At 72.1% G+C, this 16,133-nt stretch carries 15 protein-coding genes; 10 read left to right on the top strand and 5 right to left on the bottom strand.

The genetic code is table 11. The features are described from left to right. The first annotated feature begins 87 nt into the window (after window positions 1–87). The 10 genes from Ade02nite_RS14485 to Ade02nite_RS14440 all read left to right on the top strand — a co-directional run bounded on the left by Ade02nite_RS14485 (window position 88) and on the right by Ade02nite_RS14440 (window position 12,398). Window positions 88–2,868 (top strand): PQQ-dependent sugar dehydrogenase, encoded by a 2,781-nt coding sequence (locus Ade02nite_RS14485; protein WP_239168752.1) that lies wholly within the window; start codon window positions 88–90, stop codon window positions 2,866–2,868. Window positions 2,869–2,941: 73 nt separating this feature from the next. Then, window positions 2,942–4,645, top strand: coding sequence for a ThuA domain-containing protein (locus tag Ade02nite_RS14480; protein ID WP_203762269.1), 1,704 nt, complete (start codon window positions 2,942–2,944; stop codon window positions 4,643–4,645). A gap of 15 nt (window positions 4,646–4,660) precedes the next feature. Further along, complete coding sequence (locus Ade02nite_RS14475) at window positions 4,661–5,803, top strand: inositol-3-phosphate synthase (protein ID WP_203762267.1); 1,143 nt, start codon at window positions 4,661–4,663, stop codon at window positions 5,801–5,803. Continuing rightward, window positions 5,790–6,626, top strand: coding sequence for an SCO3242 family prenyltransferase (locus tag Ade02nite_RS14470; RefSeq protein WP_203762265.1), 837 nt, complete (start codon window positions 5,790–5,792; stop codon window positions 6,624–6,626). Before Ade02nite_RS14475 ends, Ade02nite_RS14470 begins: the two co-directional genes overlap by 14 nt. After that, window positions 6,623–7,447 (top strand): sugar phosphate isomerase/epimerase family protein, encoded by an 825-nt coding sequence (locus tag Ade02nite_RS14465; RefSeq protein ID WP_203762264.1) that lies wholly within the window; start codon window positions 6,623–6,625, stop codon window positions 7,445–7,447. Before Ade02nite_RS14470 ends, Ade02nite_RS14465 begins: the two co-directional genes overlap by 4 nt. Further along, entirely contained in the window at window positions 7,444–8,016 is a 573-nt protein-coding gene (locus tag Ade02nite_RS14460; protein ID WP_203762262.1) for an EboA domain-containing protein, read from the top strand. Before Ade02nite_RS14465 ends, Ade02nite_RS14460 begins: the two co-directional genes overlap by 4 nt. Next, window positions 8,016–8,867 (top strand): TatD family hydrolase, encoded by an 852-nt coding sequence (locus tag Ade02nite_RS14455; RefSeq protein ID WP_203762260.1) that lies wholly within the window; start codon window positions 8,016–8,018, stop codon window positions 8,865–8,867. The genes Ade02nite_RS14460 and Ade02nite_RS14455 overlap by 1 nt, the downstream gene beginning before the upstream one ends. Continuing rightward, the gene (eboE, locus tag Ade02nite_RS14450) at window positions 8,867–9,976 is read left to right on the top strand and encodes a metabolite traffic protein EboE (protein WP_203762258.1); all 1,110 of its coding nucleotides are present in this window, start codon (window positions 8,867–8,869) and stop codon (window positions 9,974–9,976) included. The genes Ade02nite_RS14455 and eboE overlap by 1 nt, the downstream gene beginning before the upstream one ends. Beyond that, window positions 9,973–11,343, top strand: a complete 1,371-nt coding sequence (locus Ade02nite_RS14445) for an alkaline phosphatase family protein (protein WP_203762255.1) — start codon at window positions 9,973–9,975, stop codon at window positions 11,341–11,343. Before eboE ends, Ade02nite_RS14445 begins: the two co-directional genes overlap by 4 nt. Then, a complete protein-coding gene (locus Ade02nite_RS14440; RefSeq protein WP_203762253.1) occupies window positions 11,340–12,398 on the top strand; it encodes a polyprenyl synthetase family protein in 1,059 nt (352 codons plus the stop codon). The genes Ade02nite_RS14445 and Ade02nite_RS14440 overlap by 4 nt, the downstream gene beginning before the upstream one ends. A gap of 1 nt (window position 12,399) precedes the next feature. On the opposite strand, the gene Ade02nite_RS14435 is transcribed toward Ade02nite_RS14440, so the two are convergent. The 5 genes from Ade02nite_RS14435 to Ade02nite_RS14415 all read right to left on the bottom strand — a co-directional run bounded on the left by Ade02nite_RS14435 (window position 12,400) and on the right by Ade02nite_RS14415 (window position 16,064). Beyond that, complete coding sequence (locus Ade02nite_RS14435; RefSeq protein ID WP_203762251.1) at window positions 12,400–12,780, bottom strand: hypothetical protein; 381 nt, start codon at window positions 12,778–12,780, stop codon at window positions 12,400–12,402. Window positions 12,781–12,844: 64 nt separating this feature from the next. Further along, window positions 12,845–13,939 (bottom strand): carboxypeptidase-like regulatory domain-containing protein, encoded by a 1,095-nt coding sequence (locus tag Ade02nite_RS14430; protein ID WP_203762249.1) that lies wholly within the window; start codon window positions 13,937–13,939, stop codon window positions 12,845–12,847. A gap of 209 nt (window positions 13,940–14,148) precedes the next feature. After that, complete coding sequence (locus Ade02nite_RS14425) at window positions 14,149–14,808, bottom strand: HAD family hydrolase (protein ID WP_203762247.1); 660 nt, start codon at window positions 14,806–14,808, stop codon at window positions 14,149–14,151. Window positions 14,809–14,877: 69 nt separating this feature from the next. Next, the gene (locus Ade02nite_RS49250; protein WP_239168751.1) at window positions 14,878–15,057 is read right to left on the bottom strand and encodes a hypothetical protein; all 180 of its coding nucleotides are present in this window, start codon (window positions 15,055–15,057) and stop codon (window positions 14,878–14,880) included. Window positions 15,058–15,404: 347 nt separating this feature from the next. Then, window positions 15,405–16,064 carry a CGNR zinc finger domain-containing protein gene (locus tag Ade02nite_RS14415; protein WP_203762243.1) on the bottom strand — a complete coding sequence of 220 codons (660 nt, stop codon included), beginning with the start codon at window positions 16,062–16,064 and terminating at the stop codon, window positions 15,405–15,407. Window positions 16,065–16,133 lie beyond the last annotated feature (69 nt).

Genomic DNA, 16,133 nt, shown 5'->3' with positions numbered 1-16,133 from the left:
TGTTTCCGGCAGATGTCCCCCTCGCTCATCCCCAGGTAAGGAAGGGACTCCGTGAACCATCAGACCCGAATCCATCGATTAATCGCGATGGCTTCCGCCTCTCTCCTCCTCACGTTCGCGGCCGCCGCCCCAGCGGCCGCGGTCATCAACCCGGCCGACTTCCAGCAGGTCACCCTGGCCAAGGGCGTCGCCGAGACCGGCGAGCCGATCGGCCTGGCGGTTCTCCCCGACCGCTCGGTGCTGCACACGTCCCGCGACGGCACGCTGCGGCGCACCGACGCCAACGGCACCACCACCGTGTCCGGCAAGCTCGCCGTCTACACCCACGACGAAGAGGGCCTCCAGGGCGTCGCCGTCGACCCCGGCTTCGCCACGAACCGGCACATCTACCTCTTCTACGCCCCTCCGCTCAGCACCCCCGCCGGCGACGCTCCCGCCACCGGCACGGCCGCGACCTGGGCCACCTGGGCCGGCGTCAACCGCCTGTCCCGGTTCACCCTCAACGCCGACTACACGCTCGACACCGCCAGCGCGGTCACGGTCCTCGACGTGCCCACCGACCGGGGCATGTGCTGCCACGTGGGCGGCGACATGGACTTCGACGCAGCCGGCAACCTCTACCTGTCGACCGGCGACGACTCCAACCCGTTCGACTCGGCCGGCTACTCCCCCATCGACGAGCGCAGCAACCGCAACCCGGCCTACGACGCGCAGCGCAGCGCCGCCAACACCAACGACCTGCGCGGCAAGATCCTGCGGATCAAGGTGAACGCCAACGGGACGTACTCCATCCCGGCCGGCAACCTCTTCCCGCCCGGCACGGCGAACACCCGGCCCGAGATCTACGCGATGGGCTTCCGCAACCCGTACCGGATCAGTGTGGACAAGGCCACGGGCGCCGTCTACGTCGGCGACTACGGGCCGGACGCGGGCACCACCTCGGCGACCCGCGGGCCCTCGGGGCAGGTCGAGTTCAACCGGGTCACCGCGCCCGGCAACTTCGGCTGGCCCTACTGCACCGGCACCAACACGGCCACCGAGACCTACAACGAGTGGGACTTCGCGGCCAACACCGGCGGCGCCAAGTACAACTGCTCGGGCGGGCCCACCAACAACTCGTTCCGCAACACCGGCCTGACGACCCTGCCACCCGCACAACCCTCCTGGATCCGGTACGCGGGCGACGCCGGCTCGCCGCCCGAGTTCGGCGGCGGCTCCGAGTCCCCGATGGGCGGCCCGGTCTACCGCTACAACGCCGCCAACCCGTCCACCACGAAGTTCCCGCAGTCGTTCGACGGGCAGTTCTTCGCCGGCGAGTTCGGGCGCGGCTGGATCAAGCCGATCGTGGTCAACGCGAACGGCACGCCCGGCACGATCGACACGTTCCCGTGGAACGGCAAGCAGGTCATGGACATGGCGTTCGGCCCCGACGGCGCGCTCTACGTCCTCGACTACGGCACCGGCTACTTCAACGGCGACGCCAACTCGGCGCTCTACCGCTACGACTACGTGGCCGGGGCCAACCGGGCGCCGACCGCCGCCGCGAGCGCCACCCCGACCTCCGGAGCGGCCCCGCTGACCGTCGCGTTCTCGTCGGCGGGCAGCAGCGATCCCGAGGGCGGCGCCCTGACGTACTCGTGGGCGTTCGGCGACGGCACCACGTCGACCGCGGCCAACCCGGCGAAGACGTACGCGACGAACGGCACCTACAGCGCGACGCTGACCGTCCGCGACCCGCAGGGCGCGACCGGCACGGCGAGCGTGACCGTCACCGTCGGCAACACCGCCCCGGCGGTCACCATCACCACCCCGGCCGCCGGCCAGCTCGTGTCCTTCGGCGACAGCGTGCCGTGGAGCGTCACGGTCACCGACCCCGAGGACGGCGCGATCGACTGCTCGAAGGTGACGATGGCCTACGTGCTCGGGCACGACCAGCACGGTCACCAGATCACGTCGCAGACCGGCTGCTCGGGCACGATCACCATCCCGACCGACGGCGAGCACGACGACGCGGCGAACATCTTCCCGATCTTCGACGCGGCGTACACCGACAAGGGCGGGCTGACCACGCACACCCAGCACATCCTCCAGCCCCGCAAGCGGCAGGCCGAGCACTACAAGACGTCCTCCGGCGTCAACAAGTTCGCCAAGGCCACGGCCGAGGGCGGGCAGACGGTCGGCGACATCACCAACGGCGACTGGATCCAGTTCGACCCGTACCGGCTGAGCAACGCCACCTCGTTCACGGCTCGCGTCTCGTCCGCGGGATCCGGGGGCACGCTCCAGATCCGCACGGGCTCGCCGACCGGCACGGTGATCGGCTCCGCCGCCGTCGCGCCGACCGGCTCGTGGGACACGTTCGTGAACGTCACCGGCGCCCTCTCCGGGGCACCGGCGGGCACCACGTCGCTCTACCTGACCTTCGCCGGCACGGGCACGGGCGCGCTCTTCGACGTGGACAGCTTCACCTTCGCCACCGCGAACCTGCTCTCGCTCGGCAAGCCGGCGACGGCGTCCAGCGTCGAGAGCGCCACCTACCCGGCCTCCGCGGCGGTCGACGCCTCGACGACCACCCGGTGGTCGAGCGCGTTCGCCGATCCCCAGTGGATCCGGGTCGACCTGGGCTCGTCACAGCCCATCTCCCGGGTGCGCCTGCAATGGGAGGCCGCCTACGGCTCGGCCTACCAGATCCAGACGTCGCCCGACGGCACCACGTGGACCACCGTCCGCTCGGTGACCGGCGGCGACGGCGGGGTGGACGACCTCACCGGCCTCAACGCACAGGGACGCTACGTCCGCGTCAACGGCACCACCCGGGCCACCGCCTGGGGCTACTCGCTCTTCAACTTCGAGGTGTACGGCAGCTGACCTTCCCCGCAAGGAGGTGGGCGCTCGTCCCCCCACGCGAGCGCCCACCCTCCCCCGAGTCAACGGAGGTTCCATGCGCAAGCTCCTGGCCGGCGCGATGGCCCTGATGGCCACCGCCGCCTGCACCATGAGCGCGTCGCCCGCCAACGCGGCCGACGCGCCGTACGACGTTCTCGTCTTCTCCAAGACGGCCGGGTTCCGGCACGACGCGATCCCGGCCGGCATCCAGACGATCCGCGACCTGGGCGCCGCCAACAACTTCACGGTCACCGCCACCGAGGACGCGGGCGCGTTCACCACGGGCAACCTCGCCCAGTACGAGACGGTGGTGTTCCTCAACACCACCGGCGACGTGCTCAACGCGACGCAGCAGAGCGCCTTCGAGGCGTACATCCGGGGAGGTGGCGGCTTCGCCGGCGTGCACGCGGCCGCCGACACCGAGTACGACTGGCCCTTCTACGGCCAGCTGGTCGGCGCGTACTTCCACTCGCACCCGGCCATCCAGCAGGTCACCTCGCGGGTCGAGGACCGGGCGCACGCGAGCACGGCCCACCTGCCGCAGGCGTGGACGCGCACCGACGAGCTCTACAACTACCGCACCAACCCGCGCGCCGACGCGCACGTGCTGGCCACGCTCGACGAGTCGACCTACTCCGGCGGCAACATGGGCGCCGACCACCCGATCGCCTGGTGCAAGACGGTCGAGGGCGGCCGGTCCTGGTACACGGGATTCGGGCACACCCAGGCCTCGTACGCGGAGCAGAGCTTCCGCAGTCACCTGCTCGGCGGCATCCGCTACGCGGCCGGGCGCGCCAAGGCCGACTGCCGTCCCGAGACCGGCTACACCGCGCTCTACAACGGCGGCACGACCGGCTGGTCGCAGTCCGGTCCGGGCAGCTTCACCAACACCGACGCCACGCTCACGTCGGTCGGCGGCATGGGCCTCTACTGGTATTCGGCCAAGCAGTTCACGTCGTACTCGCTCAAGGCCGACTGGCGGCTCACCGGCGACAGCAACTCGGGCATCTTCGTCGGCTTCCCCAACCCGGGCGCCGACCCGTGGGTGGCCGTCAACCAGGGCTACGAGGTGCAGATCGACGCCACCGACGCGGCCGACCGCACCACCGGCGCCATCTACGGCTTCAAGTCGGCGGACCTGGCCGCCCGCGATGCCGCGCTCAACCCGCCGGGTGAGTGGAACACCTACGAGCTGCTCGTCGAGGGCCAGCGGATCCGGGTCTACCTCAACGGCCGGCTCGTCAACGACTTCACCAACACCGACCCGGCCCGCAACCTGGACGGCTACATCGGCCTGCAAAATCACGGCAGCGCCGACACGGCCGCCTTCCGCAACGTGCGCATCAAGGAGCTGACCGGGCAGCCGCCGGCCACCAACGTGGCGCTGAACAAGCCGGCCACCGCCTCCAGCGTCGAGAACGCGAGCTACCCGGCCGCCAACGCGGTGGACGCCTCCACGACCACCCGCTGGTCGAGCGCGTTCAGCGACCCGCAGTGGATCCGGGTCGACCTCGGTGCCACCTACACGGTGTCGCGGGTGCGCCTGCTGTGGGAGGCCGCGTACGGCTCCGCGTACCAGATCCAGACCTCCCTGGACGGCAGCACCTGGACCACCGCCCGCTCGGTGACCGGCGCCGACGGCGGAACGGACGACCACACCGGCCTCTCCCAGCAGGCGCGATACGTCCGGATCAACGGCACGACCCGCGGCACCCCGTGGGGCTACTCCCTCTTCACCTTCGAGGTCTACGGCAACTAGCAACAGGAGGTTCGGATGACGACCGGCGTGTGGTTGATCGGAGCACGAGGATCTGTGGCGGTGACCAGCATGGTCGGCGCCACCGCACTACGCGCCGGGCTCGCCGAGCCGCTCGGCTGCGTCACCGAACTGCCGGAGCTGGCGAGCGAGGCCGTGCCGGGCCTCGGCGACCTGGTCTTCGGCGGGCACGACATCAGCGACATCACCCTGGAGAAGAAGGTCGAGGACCTGGTCGCCGCCGGCGTGCTCCCCGCGCGCCCGGCGGCGGCCGTCGCCGACAAGCTGGCCGCTCTCGAACGCGAGCTGCGCCCGGTGCCGTCGGCGGCGACCCAGCTCGAGACCGCCCGGCTCATCGCCGAGGACATCGACGACTTCCGGCGCCGCCGCGGCCTGGTGCGCGTCGTGGTCGTCAACGTCTCGTCGACCGAGCCGGCGGTTGTTCCGCACCCTGCTCATGGCGTGTTGGCGGACCTGGAGGACGCCCTGTCGTCACCAGGAGCCATCCTCCCGCCCAGCTCGCTATATGCATATGCGGCTCTTGTCGCCGGCTGCTCCTATGTGGACTTCACGCCGTCGACCGGCACACGGCTGCCGGCGCTGCGCGAGCTGGCTTCGTCCGCCGGCCTCCCCTACGCCGGGCACGACGGCAAGACCGGCGAGACGCTGGTGAAGTCGGTGCTGGCCCCCATGTTCGCCATGCGCAACCTGCGCGTGCGCACCTGGGCCGGCACCAACCTGCTCGGCGGCGGCGACGGCGCCAACCTGGCCGACCCGGCCGCCAACGCGGCGAAGGCCGGCAGCAAACAGCGGGTGCTCGCCGAGACCCTCGGCTACCAGCCGCAGGGCAGCAGCCACATCGAATACGTCGACGACATCGGCGACTTCAAGACCGCGTGGGACCTCATCACGTTCAGCGGCTTCCTCGGCACCCGCATGCGCATGGAGTTCTCCTGGCACGGCTGCGACTCCGCCCTGGCCGCCCCGCTCGTGCTCGACCTGGCCCGCCTCACCGCGGCCGCACACGCCGCCGGGCGCAGCGGGCCCCTCACCGAGCTGGCGTTCTTCTTCAAGGACCCGATCGGCGAGGTCCCCCACGACCTGCCCGGCCAATGGGCGGCGCTGGTCGCGTTCGTGCGGGGGCTCGATGGGGCTGCGTGACCTGGCCGAGCTCGTCCGGGCGCCGGCCGCCCTCTCGGTGCCCGGCGACGTGGTCGCGGGCGCGGCCGCCGCGGGCGCGCTGCGCCGGTCGACGGCGGGCCTGGCCGCGGCGTCGGTCCTGCTCTACTGGGCCGGGATGGCCGCCAACGACTGGGCCGACCGCGAGCTCGACGCCCGCGAGCGTCCCCGGCGGCCGATCCCGTCCGGCCGGGTGAAGCCGCGGCACGCCGTGCTGACGGCCGCCGGGCTGACCGCCGCCGGGGTCGGCGTGGCCGCGCTGGCGGGCGGCCGGCGAGCCGTCGCCGTCGCCGCGCCGCTGGCGGGTGCGGTGTGGGCGTACGACCTGTGGGCGAAGAACACCGCGGCCGGGCCGGCCGTCATGGCGGTCTGCCGGGGCCTCGACGTGCTGCTGGGCGCGAGCGGCGGGCCCGTGCGGCGGGCCGTGCCGCCGGCGCTCACCGTCGCGGCGCACACGTACACGGTGACGGCGTTGTCGCGGCATGAGGTGTCGGGGACTACGGCGGCTGTGCCGTTGTCGACGCTCGCCGGGACCGTAGGGGTGGCCGCGACGACCAGCCGCTTCTCGGTGGCAGCGGCGGCCCTGTCCGCCTGGTACCTGGCCGGCTACGGCCGCGCGCAACTCACCGCCGCGAGAAGCCCCGACGCCGGCCACATCCGAGCCGCGGTGGGCGCCGGCATCACCGAGCTCCCCCAGCTCCAGGGCGCCCTGACCGCACGGGCCGGCGCCCCCGCGCACGGCCTCGCTGTCGCCCTGATCGCCCCGCTCGCCCGCCGCCTGGCGCGAAAGGTGTCACCGACATGAGATTCGGCTACGGCACGAACGGCTTCACCAACCACCGCCTGCCCGAGGCGCTGGCCGTCATCGCCGACCTCGGCTACGACGGCGTCGCCCTCACCTTGGACACCAACCATCTCGACCCGTTCGGCGCCGATCTGGCCAGGCGCACCGCGGCCGTGGCCAGGGACCTGGAGAAGCACAACCTCGCCGTCGTCATCGAGACCGGCGCCCGCTTTCTGCTGGACCCGTGGCGCAAGCACTCCCCCACCTTGATGGACGACGATCCGGCTCTCCGCCTCGAATATCTGCGCCGCGCCGTGCGGGTGGGCGCGGATCTGGGCGCGGAGGCCGTCTCGTTCTGGGCCGGCATCGGCGCCCCCGAGCGCTGGGACCGTCTCGTCGCCGGCTGCGCCGAGATCGTCGAGTTCGCCGCGGCGAACGACGTGACGCTCGGCTTCGAGCCGGAGCCCGGCATGCTGGTCAACGACATCGCGGACTGGCGGCGGCTGTACGACGCTCTGGGCCGGCCGCCGGGCTTCGGCATCACGCTCGACATCGGTCACTGCCGCTGCCTGGAGCCGATGCCGGTGCCGGACTGTGTGCGTGCGGTCTCGGAGCATCTCGTCAACGTGCAGATCGACGACATGCGCCGCGGCACGCACGAGCATCTCGAGTTCGGCGACGGCGAGATCGACTTCCCGCCCGTGCTCGCGGCGCTGGCGGGCTACCCCGGGCTCGTCTCGGTGGAGCTGCCCCGCCACTCGCACGCCGCGCCCACGATCGCGGCGCAGTCCCTGGACTTCCTGCGCAAGGCGGCCGAGGAAGCACGAGGAGGAGTCGCATGACCACATTGGACGACCTGCGGGCCGCGCTCGGCGGCGACGAGAAAGTGACCGAGGACCTGCAGCGCGCCGCCGACGACCCGGGCGCCGTCGCCGCTCTCTTCCCCGCCGCCGGCCGGCGTTACGGGCGCGGCCCGCTGACCGACGGCTGGACGGCCGATGAGGCCGCCCGCGCGCTGCTGCTCGCGTTCCTGCCGCCCGAGCAGGTGGCCGACGTCTACCGCTACGGGGACACGGCCGAGAAGCTGGCCGTGCTCAAGGCCCTGCCGCTGCTGCCGATCGGCGACGCCGGTGTGCCGCTGCTCGAGGATGCGTTGCGCACCAACGACACCCGGCTCGTGGCGGCGGCCCTGGGGCCGTACAGCGACCGTCTCGGCCAGGAGGCGTGGCGGCAGGCGGTGCTCAAGTGCGTCTTCATGGGCGTACCGCTGAAGTCCGTGCACCGCCTCACCGAGCGCGCCGACGACCAGCTCGGCGCGATGCTGCGCGCCTTCGCCCTCGAACGTCACGCCGCCGGCCGCGACATGCCGCCCGACGCGCTCGCCCTGCTCGATCAGCTGAAGGAGGCCTGATGCGCATCTTCGATCCGCACATCCACATGACCTCACGCACCACCGACGACTATCAGCGCATGGCCGAGGCCGGGGTGCGCGCCGTGGTGGAGCCCGCGTTCTGGCTCGGCCAGCCGCGCACGAACCCCGGCTCGTTCACCGACTACTTCGACTCGATCATCGGCTGGGAGCCGTTCCGCGCCTCCCAGTTCGGCATCCGGCATCACGCCACGATCGCGCTCAATCCCAAGGAGGCCAACGATCCGCGGTGCCGCCCGGTGCTCGATCTGCTGCCCCGCTATCTGGCCAAGGACGGTGTCGTCGCGGTCGGTGAGATCGGGTACGACTCGATGACGCCCGCCGAGGACGAGGTCTTCGCCGCGCAGCTCGCCCTGGCGCTCGACCACGACCTGCCCGCGCTGGTGCACACGCCGCACCGGGACAAGGCGCGCGGCACACTGCGCAGCCTCGACGTCGTCAAGGAGTCGGGCATCGACCCGGGCCGCGTGGCGCTCGACCATCTCAACGAGGTGACCGTCGAGCCGGCCCGCGACGCCGGGGTGTGGATGGGCTTCTCCATCTACCCGGACACCAAGATGTCCCCGGACCGCATGGTGGAGATCCTGCGCAAGTACGGGACGGAGCGCGTGCTCGTCAACTCGGCCGCCGACTGGGGGCGCTCGGATCCGCTGCTGACGCTCAGGACCGGCGAGGCGATGCTGGCCGGCGGCTTCTCCGCCGACGACGTCGACCAGGTGCTATGGCGCAACCCGGTCGCGTTCTACGCGCAGTCGGGGCGGCTCGACCTCTCCGACGCCGCGGGCACCGAGGCGACGTTCGCCGGCAACTCGATCCTGCGCGGAGGCAGCTGATGCATCTGAGCTACTGCACCAATGTGCACCCGGCCGAGGACCTCGACGGCATCATCGGCCAGCTCGACACGTACGCCCTGCCGATCCGCCGCAGGCTCAAGTCCGACGTGCTGGGCCTCGGGCTGTGGCTGGCCGCGCCGGCCGCCGCCGAGCTCGCCGCCGATCCCGGCAAGCGCAAGCGGCTGCGCACCGAGCTCGACGCGCGCGGCCTGGAGGTGGTGACCCTCAACGGATTTCCGTACGAGGCGTTCCAGGCGCCCGTGGTGAAGCACGCCGTCTACTACCCCGACTGGACCGAGCGCGAACGGCTCGACTACACCCTGGACTGCGCGCGGGTCCTGGCCGATCTGATGCCGGACAGGGCCTCGTACGGCTCGGTGTCGTCGCTGCCGCTGGCGTGGCGCACCCCGTGGGACGCCGAGCGCGCCTCGGCCGCCTCGCGGCACCTGGACGAGCTCGCACGGGGGCTCGACCGGATCGCCGGCGAGACCGGGCGGACGATCCGCGTCGGCTTCGAGCCCGAGCCGGGGTGCCTCATCGAGAACACCACGCAGGCGGCCTCGCTGCTCGCCGGGGTGGACACGCGGTGGCTGGGCGTCTGCCTCGACCTGGCGCACCTCGCATGCGCCTGGGAGGAGCCCGCGGGGGCCCTGCAAAGGCTGCGGGCGGCCGGTGTTCCGGTGGTCAAGGTGCAGGTCTCCGCGGCGCTCCAGGCGGACGACCCGGTTGCGGCCGAGGACGTGCTCCGGGCGTACGTGGAGCAGAGGTTCCTGCATCAGACCCGCTCGGCGCTGGGCGAGGCGGCCGACGACCTCGACGAGGCGCTCGACCGCGGGCTGCCCGGACCGTGGCGGATCCATTACCACGTGCCGTTGCACGCCACGCCGGTCGCGCCGCTGACGTCGACGGTGCCGGTGATCCGGGAGGCCCTGCGCCACCTGCTGACCGCGCCGGGGCCGCGGTGCGAGCACTTCGACGTCGAGACGTACACGTGGGGCGTGCTGCCGGAATCGCAGCGCCCCAAGGATGACGCGGGACTGGCGGACGGGATCGCGGCCGAGGTCGCGTTCGCCGGGGACCTGCTCTCGAGTGCGGGGGTGGCACGATGAGCAAACTGCTGGTGCTCGACGTCGTCGGGCTGACACCGCGCCTGCTGGCGCACATGCCCCGGTTGCGATCCCTTGCCGCGCGGGGCTTCCAGGCACAGCTGGGCACGGTGCTGCCGGCCGTCACCTGCTCGGTGCAGTCCACGTTCCTGACCGGCGCGCTGCCGTCCGAGCACGGCATCGTCGGCAACGGGTGGTACTTCCGGGATCTCGGCGAGGTGTTCCTCTGGCGCCAGCACAACGCGCTCGTCGGCGGCGAGAAGGTCTGGGACGCGGCGCGGCGGGTCCGCCCGGACTACACGGTCGCCAACGTCTGCTGGTGGTACGCGATGGGCGCGCGCGTCGACTGGACCATCACGCCACGGCCGATCTACCGCGCGGACGGGCGCAAGGAGCCGGACTGCTACACGTATCCGCCCTCGCTGCACGACGAGCTGCCGACGTTCCCGCTGTTCACCTATTGGGGCCCGGGCGCGGGCATGCCGTCGTCGCAGTGGATCGTCAACGCCGCCCGGCACCTGCTGCGCACCCGCGAGCCCGATCTCACGCTGGTCTACGTGCCCCATCTCGACTACGACCTGCAGCGGTACGGGCCGTCCGACACCCGTTCCGCCGCGGCCGCGACGGCGCTCGACAAGGTGCTGGCGCCGCTGCTCGACGACGCGGCGGCCAAGGGCATCACGGTGGTGGCGCTCTCCGAGTACGGGATCACGGACGTGAGCCGGCCGGTCGACGTGAACCGCATGCTGCGTACCGAGGGATTGCTGGAGGTACACACCCAGGACGGCATGGAGTATCTGGATCCGTGGACGTCGCGGGCCTTCGCCGTGGCCGACCATCAGGTGGCCCACGTGTACGTGCGGGACCCCGCCGACGTCGCCGCGGTCGCCAAGCTCTGCGCGGCGCTCCCGGGCGTCGACCGGGTCCTCACCGAAGCGGAGAAGCCGGAGTACGGACTCGACCACTCGAGAGCGGGTGACCTCGTATTGGTGGCATCACCGGACTCCTGGTTCACGTACTACTACTGGCTCGACGACGCGGCGGCGCCCGACTTCGCCCGGGTCGTCGAGATCCACCGCAAGCCGGGGTACGACCCGGCGGAGCTCTTCTTCGACCCGGCCAACCCGTCCGCCGCCCGGCGCCGCGCGGTCACCGCCGTGGCCCGCAAGAAGCTGGGCCTGCGGTACGTGATGGACGTGGTCGGCCTCGACGCGGGAGCGCGCGCCGTGCGCGGGTCGCACGGCCGGTTGCCCGACGATCCGAACGACGGACCGGTGCTGTTGTGTTCCGACCCGTCCGCCGTGCGGCACGAGATCGCCGCCACGGAGGTGAAGGCCCTGCTGCTGTCGCTCGCGGGCCTGGCGTCATGACGCTCCAGGCAACGCGCCTGCCCCTGAGCGGGCGCTTCGACACCGCCCTCGCCGAGTTCATCGACCGCCAGGACCCGGCGTGGCCGGACGGCGCCCCACGCGGCGCCCTCGACTCACTGCGCCGCTTCGTCCTGGCCGGCGGCAAGCGCCTGCGCCCCACCTTCTGCTACTGGGGCTGGCGCGGCGGCGGGGGCGAGGACTGCCCCGAGGTGATCCGGGCCGCGGCGGCGCTGGAGCTGTTCCACGCCTTCGCGCTCATCCACGACGACATCATCGACGGCAGCGACCGGCGGCGCGGCCAGCCGTCCATGCACCGCCTCTTCGCCACCCTGCACGACCGCCACGCGTGGCGGGGCGACTCGCTCGCGTTCGGCCGCAACACCGCCCTGCTCTGCGGCGATCTGTGCGCCGCCTGGGCCGAGCAGATGTTCCACGAGTGCGGCCTGCCACCCCGGCAGATCCATCAGGGGTACGCGGCGTTCGCCCTCATGCGCACCGAAGTCATCGCCGGCCAGTACCTCGACCTCGTCTCCGGCGTCGGCGACGGCTCGGTGGCGAGCGCCCTGACCGTCATCCGCATGAAGGCGGCCCGCTACACGGTCACCCGCCCCTTGCAGATCGGCGCGTGCCTGGCGGGTGCGCCGCACGCGCTGTACGCGGCGTTCACCGAGTTCGGCGACCCGCTCGGCGACGCGTTCCAGCTGCGCGACGACGTCCTGGGCGTCTTCGGCGACCCCGCGGTCACCGGCAAGTCCACCCTGGACGACCTGCGCGAGGGCAAGATGACGGTGATGATGGCCCTGGCCCGCGACGCCGCCGACCGCGCCCAGGCGGCCCGCCTGGCGGAGCTCTTCGGCAACCCGTCCCTCGACCCCGACGGCGCCGAGGAGCTCCGGTCCATCATCAAGGCGACGGGCGCGCTCGACCGGATCGAACAGATGATCCGCGTACGGGCGGAAGCGGGACTGACCGCCCTCGCCGCAGCGCCGCTGCCGCCCTTTGTCACGGAGGCCCTCACCGGCCTGGCCAAAGCCGCGGTGGACCGGGCGCTATGACCTAGTCAAGTGCCTGGCGCCCGAGCTCAGCGTCGATCTCACGCTGATCGGCAAGCCGCTCCCGCGCGTCGGCCACCCGGTCCCGCTCGTCAGCGGCCGCGTCCCGCCGGTCGGCCTCGGCCGCGCGCAGGTCGGCGACGGCGTCGCGCTCATCCGCGGCGTCGTCGCGCCGATCGGCCCACCGATCACGCCGGTCCGCCGCTTGTTCCCGCAGGACAAGCAGCGACTCTCGGCGCTGCGCTTCGCTGTCACGGCCCTCCAGGTTGATCTCCCGCTGATCCGCCTGGGCATCCCGCCGATCGGCAGCCGCCTCCCGCGCGGTGGGGGTGCGCTCGCGCTCTTCACCCCGCCGCTCGTCGCCATCGCCGGGCTCGGTCACCACCTGCCCATGCTAGACCCTTCGACGCATGATCGAGCCGACCCGTCTCAGTGACGGCGACGGGACGTCAGCGAGCCGGCCTGCCGTGCGGATCGTGGCCGCCCGGCGAGCTCGCGCCGTACGCGCCGGGGAACCGGCCGGTCGGCGGCCCCATGTGCAGCACCGCCGTCGGTGCGTCGATCACGCCCGCTCCGCCCTGCGCCGCCGGGTGCGGAGCCGGTATGTCCGGCGTCCTCCGGCGGCGGACCACCAGCAGGGCCAGCGCGCCCAGGCCGGCGGCGACCAGCAGGCCGCCCAGGACGAAGGGCAGCGGGCCGCTGCCCTCGTCGCTGACAGTCTTGAGCGCGAGGGGTGCCTCCGAGGATGCGACCGTCTCCGGCACGGGAGCCTCGTCCACAGCCGCCGTCGCGGTCGGCGACGGCGAGGTCGTGGCGGGCGTGGCCACGGCGGCCAAGGTCAGCCGCACGGTCGCGGTCTCGCCGGCCGAGCCCTGCACCGTCGCGCGGGCGGTGCGATAGCCGTCCAGGGACGCGACGACCGTGATCCGGCCCTTGGCGATCGTCCTGCCGGCCCCCGCCTTGACGGAGAACCGGCCGCTCCGGTCGCTGGTCGTCCGGTATTCGTGCCCGGCGCTGTCCCGGACGGTCAGGGCCGCGCCGGCGAGCGCCTTGCCACTGCCGTCGCGAACCCGGCCGGTCACAGCGACCACGCCGGACGGCGGCTTGGCCGCCTCGGGCTGCGGCGCCCCCGCGCCGCTGATGGAGACCATCTTGAAGGCGTAGCTGTTCTGCCCGCCGAGCCGCACGCCGACCGAGATGTTCAGGCCGAGAGTCTCGCCCGGGCCGACCTGGGGTGCCACGACGGTGGCCTGGAAGTCCTGGCTCTGCCCGCCCTTGAGGTTCGGTTCCGCCCGGCAGCCGGCGATGCACGCCAGGCCGCCACCGACCACCACGATGGCCGTGTCGGCCCGGCTCCCGGTGTTCGTGACGCGAAACCTCACGCGAACCTTGTCGCCCGGCTTCACGTTCTCGGCCGACACGCTCACAATGCTGACGGGCGAGGGAGCAGCCGCCACGGGCGCCGCCGGCACCACGAGCGCGGCCCCGCCCAGCGCGATCATTGCCGCGGCCCGGCCCCACCGAGCACGTAAGCGCGTCGTCACGTCCAACCACCTTCCGCACAACCAGCCGACGTCGGCCAATGACGCCGCGGCACACTATGCCTTGTCGATGCCTGCAACGGCCAGCCGATCGCCGCGAGCAGCGGTCAACAGGCCCATCACCCCAGGTCGAGCCCGCGGCGCATGGCGGCCGCGGAGTCCGGGCCGACGCCGGCTTCGCACGTGAAGGCGTTCGCGTTGGCGAACCACCCTCAGCGCTCTGCAGCGTCGAGGGCCGCGATCCGCTCGGGCAGCTCCGCCAGCGAGTCGATCCGCAGAGTCGGCACCCGCTCTGCATCAGGTTCATGCTGCTGGATGGAGGCCCACGGCCCGCGCCGGATCAACGCCGTCTTGAAGCCCGCACGAGAAGCCGGGATCACGTCGTTGTCGAGACGGTCGCCGACGTAGACCGTCTCCTCCGGCAACGCGGGCATCTCCTTGGCCAACGCCTCGAAGAAGCCCAGATTCGGCTTCGACACGCCCCAGTCGTCCGAGGTCGCGATCAAGTCGGACGGCAGGTCCAACGACCGCAGAATTCCGCCCGCGCGAACCGTCTGGTTACCCGCGATACCGACCCACAAGCCGGCCGCACGCAGCGCGCTCAGAGTCTGCCGGACGTCGGGGTAAAGATCGTCCTCGCCGAACCACTCCGGCTTCCCCGCCGCGGCCCGCTTCTCCCGCTCCTCCGTTAAGTCGAAGCCCGGCCGGAACACCTGGAACGTCTCGCGATAGTCGCGGCCCTGCGCGATGACCGCGCCGAACATCGCCGAGAAGGTGTGCCGCGGCACGCCGAGCCAGTCAGCCCAGGTCCCATACTCCCGCGTCTCATCGACCAGACACTCACCGACGTCGAACGCCACGGCACGGATCATGGGGTGAGCCTAAAGCGACGTGTTTCGATGTCTTAGCCGCAACCCGCTTCGGCCGCGCCTGAGCGCCACTCAGTTCCACAGGTCGGCGCCGTGACTGGAGGGCTGCGGTGCGCTCCCGCGCAGGCGGAAGGAACGGTCTCGTTCGGCGCGGAGGAACAGGGCGGGGAACCGGCCGCGCTCGTCGTAGCAGTCCCGCGCCAGCTCGTACAGGTGGGTGACGAACGCGACGGTGATGTCCGCTTCGGTCATCGCGTCGAGGATGCGGCGGGCGATGCCGGAGCCCTCGCGTTCGGACGAACGTTCCGGCGGCCGCCATCAGCTGGGCCAGCCCCACGCTGCGCAGGAAGGTGGACTTGCCGCCGCGGTTCGCGCCGGTGGCCATGATCAGCGTCAGGCCGTCGGCCCGCACGTCGTTGGCCTCGGCGGGAGGGTCGAGACGCAGGGCGAGGCCCGGGTCGTACAGTCCCTCGGCGCTGAACAGCCGCGAGGCCGGGTCGTGCACCGCCGGCAGGCAGACGGCCGCGCCGCGCTGGGCAGCTTGGGCGCGGTGCCGCGGCGAGAACGAGGCCCGTGGATGCGGAGCCCGAGTCGTCGCGCTACGGCAGGCCGGCCGACGGCCGGCGGGGCGTTGCGTCACTTGACCGCTCGCGCATGAGCCGGCTGCGCCGTGCGGCGACGTAGCGCCGCATCTTCTCGGCGGTGCCGCAGTCCTCCATGCTGCACCAGCGGCGGCTGCGGTTCTTGCTCTCGTCGTGGAAGACGAAGCTGCAGCCCTCGCACCTCTTGATGCGTTGCGTCGTGGCCGTGGTGAGCAGCGTGATCGCCGCGTGCACCACCGGCCGTAGCGGGCGCGCCGGCGAGTGGTCGTCCCGCCAGGTCCAGGCGAAGCCGCTGTCCGGGTCGAGCTGGGCGTGGGCGATCGCGTCCGCTTCGTCGTCCCGCAATCGGGCCAGGGCGGTCGGGTCCGGGCTCCGGCCGGCGGCCAGCCCCTGAAATATCGCGTCGAGGTAGTCGCGGGTGTGCAGCGCGCGCAGAAAGGTGGTCTCCGCGCCGGCTGCGTCGTCGCGGGCGTGGTGGCGCAGGGCTGTCGCCTCGGCGTCGGTGAGGTCGCCCGCGTACCTGCCCCAGGCGATCAGCTCGGGATAGCCCGTGAGCACGTCGTCGTCCGGAGCGGCGCCCGGTGGACCGACCCGCGTGTTGACGAAGTCGAGGGCGAGGTTGCCGCCGACCAGGCGCATGCGCGTCACTGTTTCCATCAAAATGGACTTTACCAGTTGCGCGTCGGCCGGTGCCATGTTTCCATCAAAACTAACTTAGCTGGAAAC

The organism is Paractinoplanes deccanensis (genome assembly GCF_016862115.1).
Taxonomy (GTDB): domain Bacteria; phylum Actinomycetota; class Actinomycetes; order Mycobacteriales; family Micromonosporaceae; genus Actinoplanes; species Actinoplanes deccanensis.
This window is presented reverse-complemented; position numbering and strand designations above follow the sequence as displayed.

Coding starts and splice junctions, on each gene's coding strand:
- Ade02nite_RS49250 (WP_239168751.1), bottom strand. CDS start 15,057: ATGACCGAAGCGGACATCACCGTCGCGTTCGTCACCCACCTGTACGAG.
- Ade02nite_RS14470 (WP_203762265.1), top strand. CDS start 5,790: ATGGGGCTGCGTGACCTGGCCGAGCTCGTCCGGGCGCCGGCCGCCCTC.
- Ade02nite_RS14425 (WP_203762247.1), bottom strand. CDS start 14,808: ATGATCCGTGCCGTGGCGTTCGACGTCGGTGAGTGTCTGGTCGATGAG.
- Ade02nite_RS14465 (WP_203762264.1), top strand. CDS start 6,623: ATGAGATTCGGCTACGGCACGAACGGCTTCACCAACCACCGCCTGCCC.
- Ade02nite_RS14480 (WP_203762269.1), top strand. CDS start 2,942: ATGCGCAAGCTCCTGGCCGGCGCGATGGCCCTGATGGCCACCGCCGCC.
- Ade02nite_RS14485 (WP_239168752.1), top strand. CDS start 88: ATGGCTTCCGCCTCTCTCCTCCTCACGTTCGCGGCCGCCGCCCCAGCG.
- Ade02nite_RS14445 (WP_203762255.1), top strand. CDS start 9,973: ATGAGCAAACTGCTGGTGCTCGACGTCGTCGGGCTGACACCGCGCCTG.
- Ade02nite_RS14415 (WP_203762243.1), bottom strand. CDS start 16,064: ATGGAAACAGTGACGCGCATGCGCCTGGTCGGCGGCAACCTCGCCCTC.
- Ade02nite_RS14475 (WP_203762267.1), top strand. CDS start 4,661: ATGACGACCGGCGTGTGGTTGATCGGAGCACGAGGATCTGTGGCGGTG.
- eboE (WP_203762258.1), top strand. CDS start 8,867: ATGCATCTGAGCTACTGCACCAATGTGCACCCGGCCGAGGACCTCGAC.
- Ade02nite_RS14440 (WP_203762253.1), top strand. CDS start 11,340: ATGACGCTCCAGGCAACGCGCCTGCCCCTGAGCGGGCGCTTCGACACC.
- Ade02nite_RS14460 (WP_203762262.1), top strand. CDS start 7,444: ATGACCACATTGGACGACCTGCGGGCCGCGCTCGGCGGCGACGAGAAA.
- Ade02nite_RS14455 (WP_203762260.1), top strand. CDS start 8,016: ATGCGCATCTTCGATCCGCACATCCACATGACCTCACGCACCACCGAC.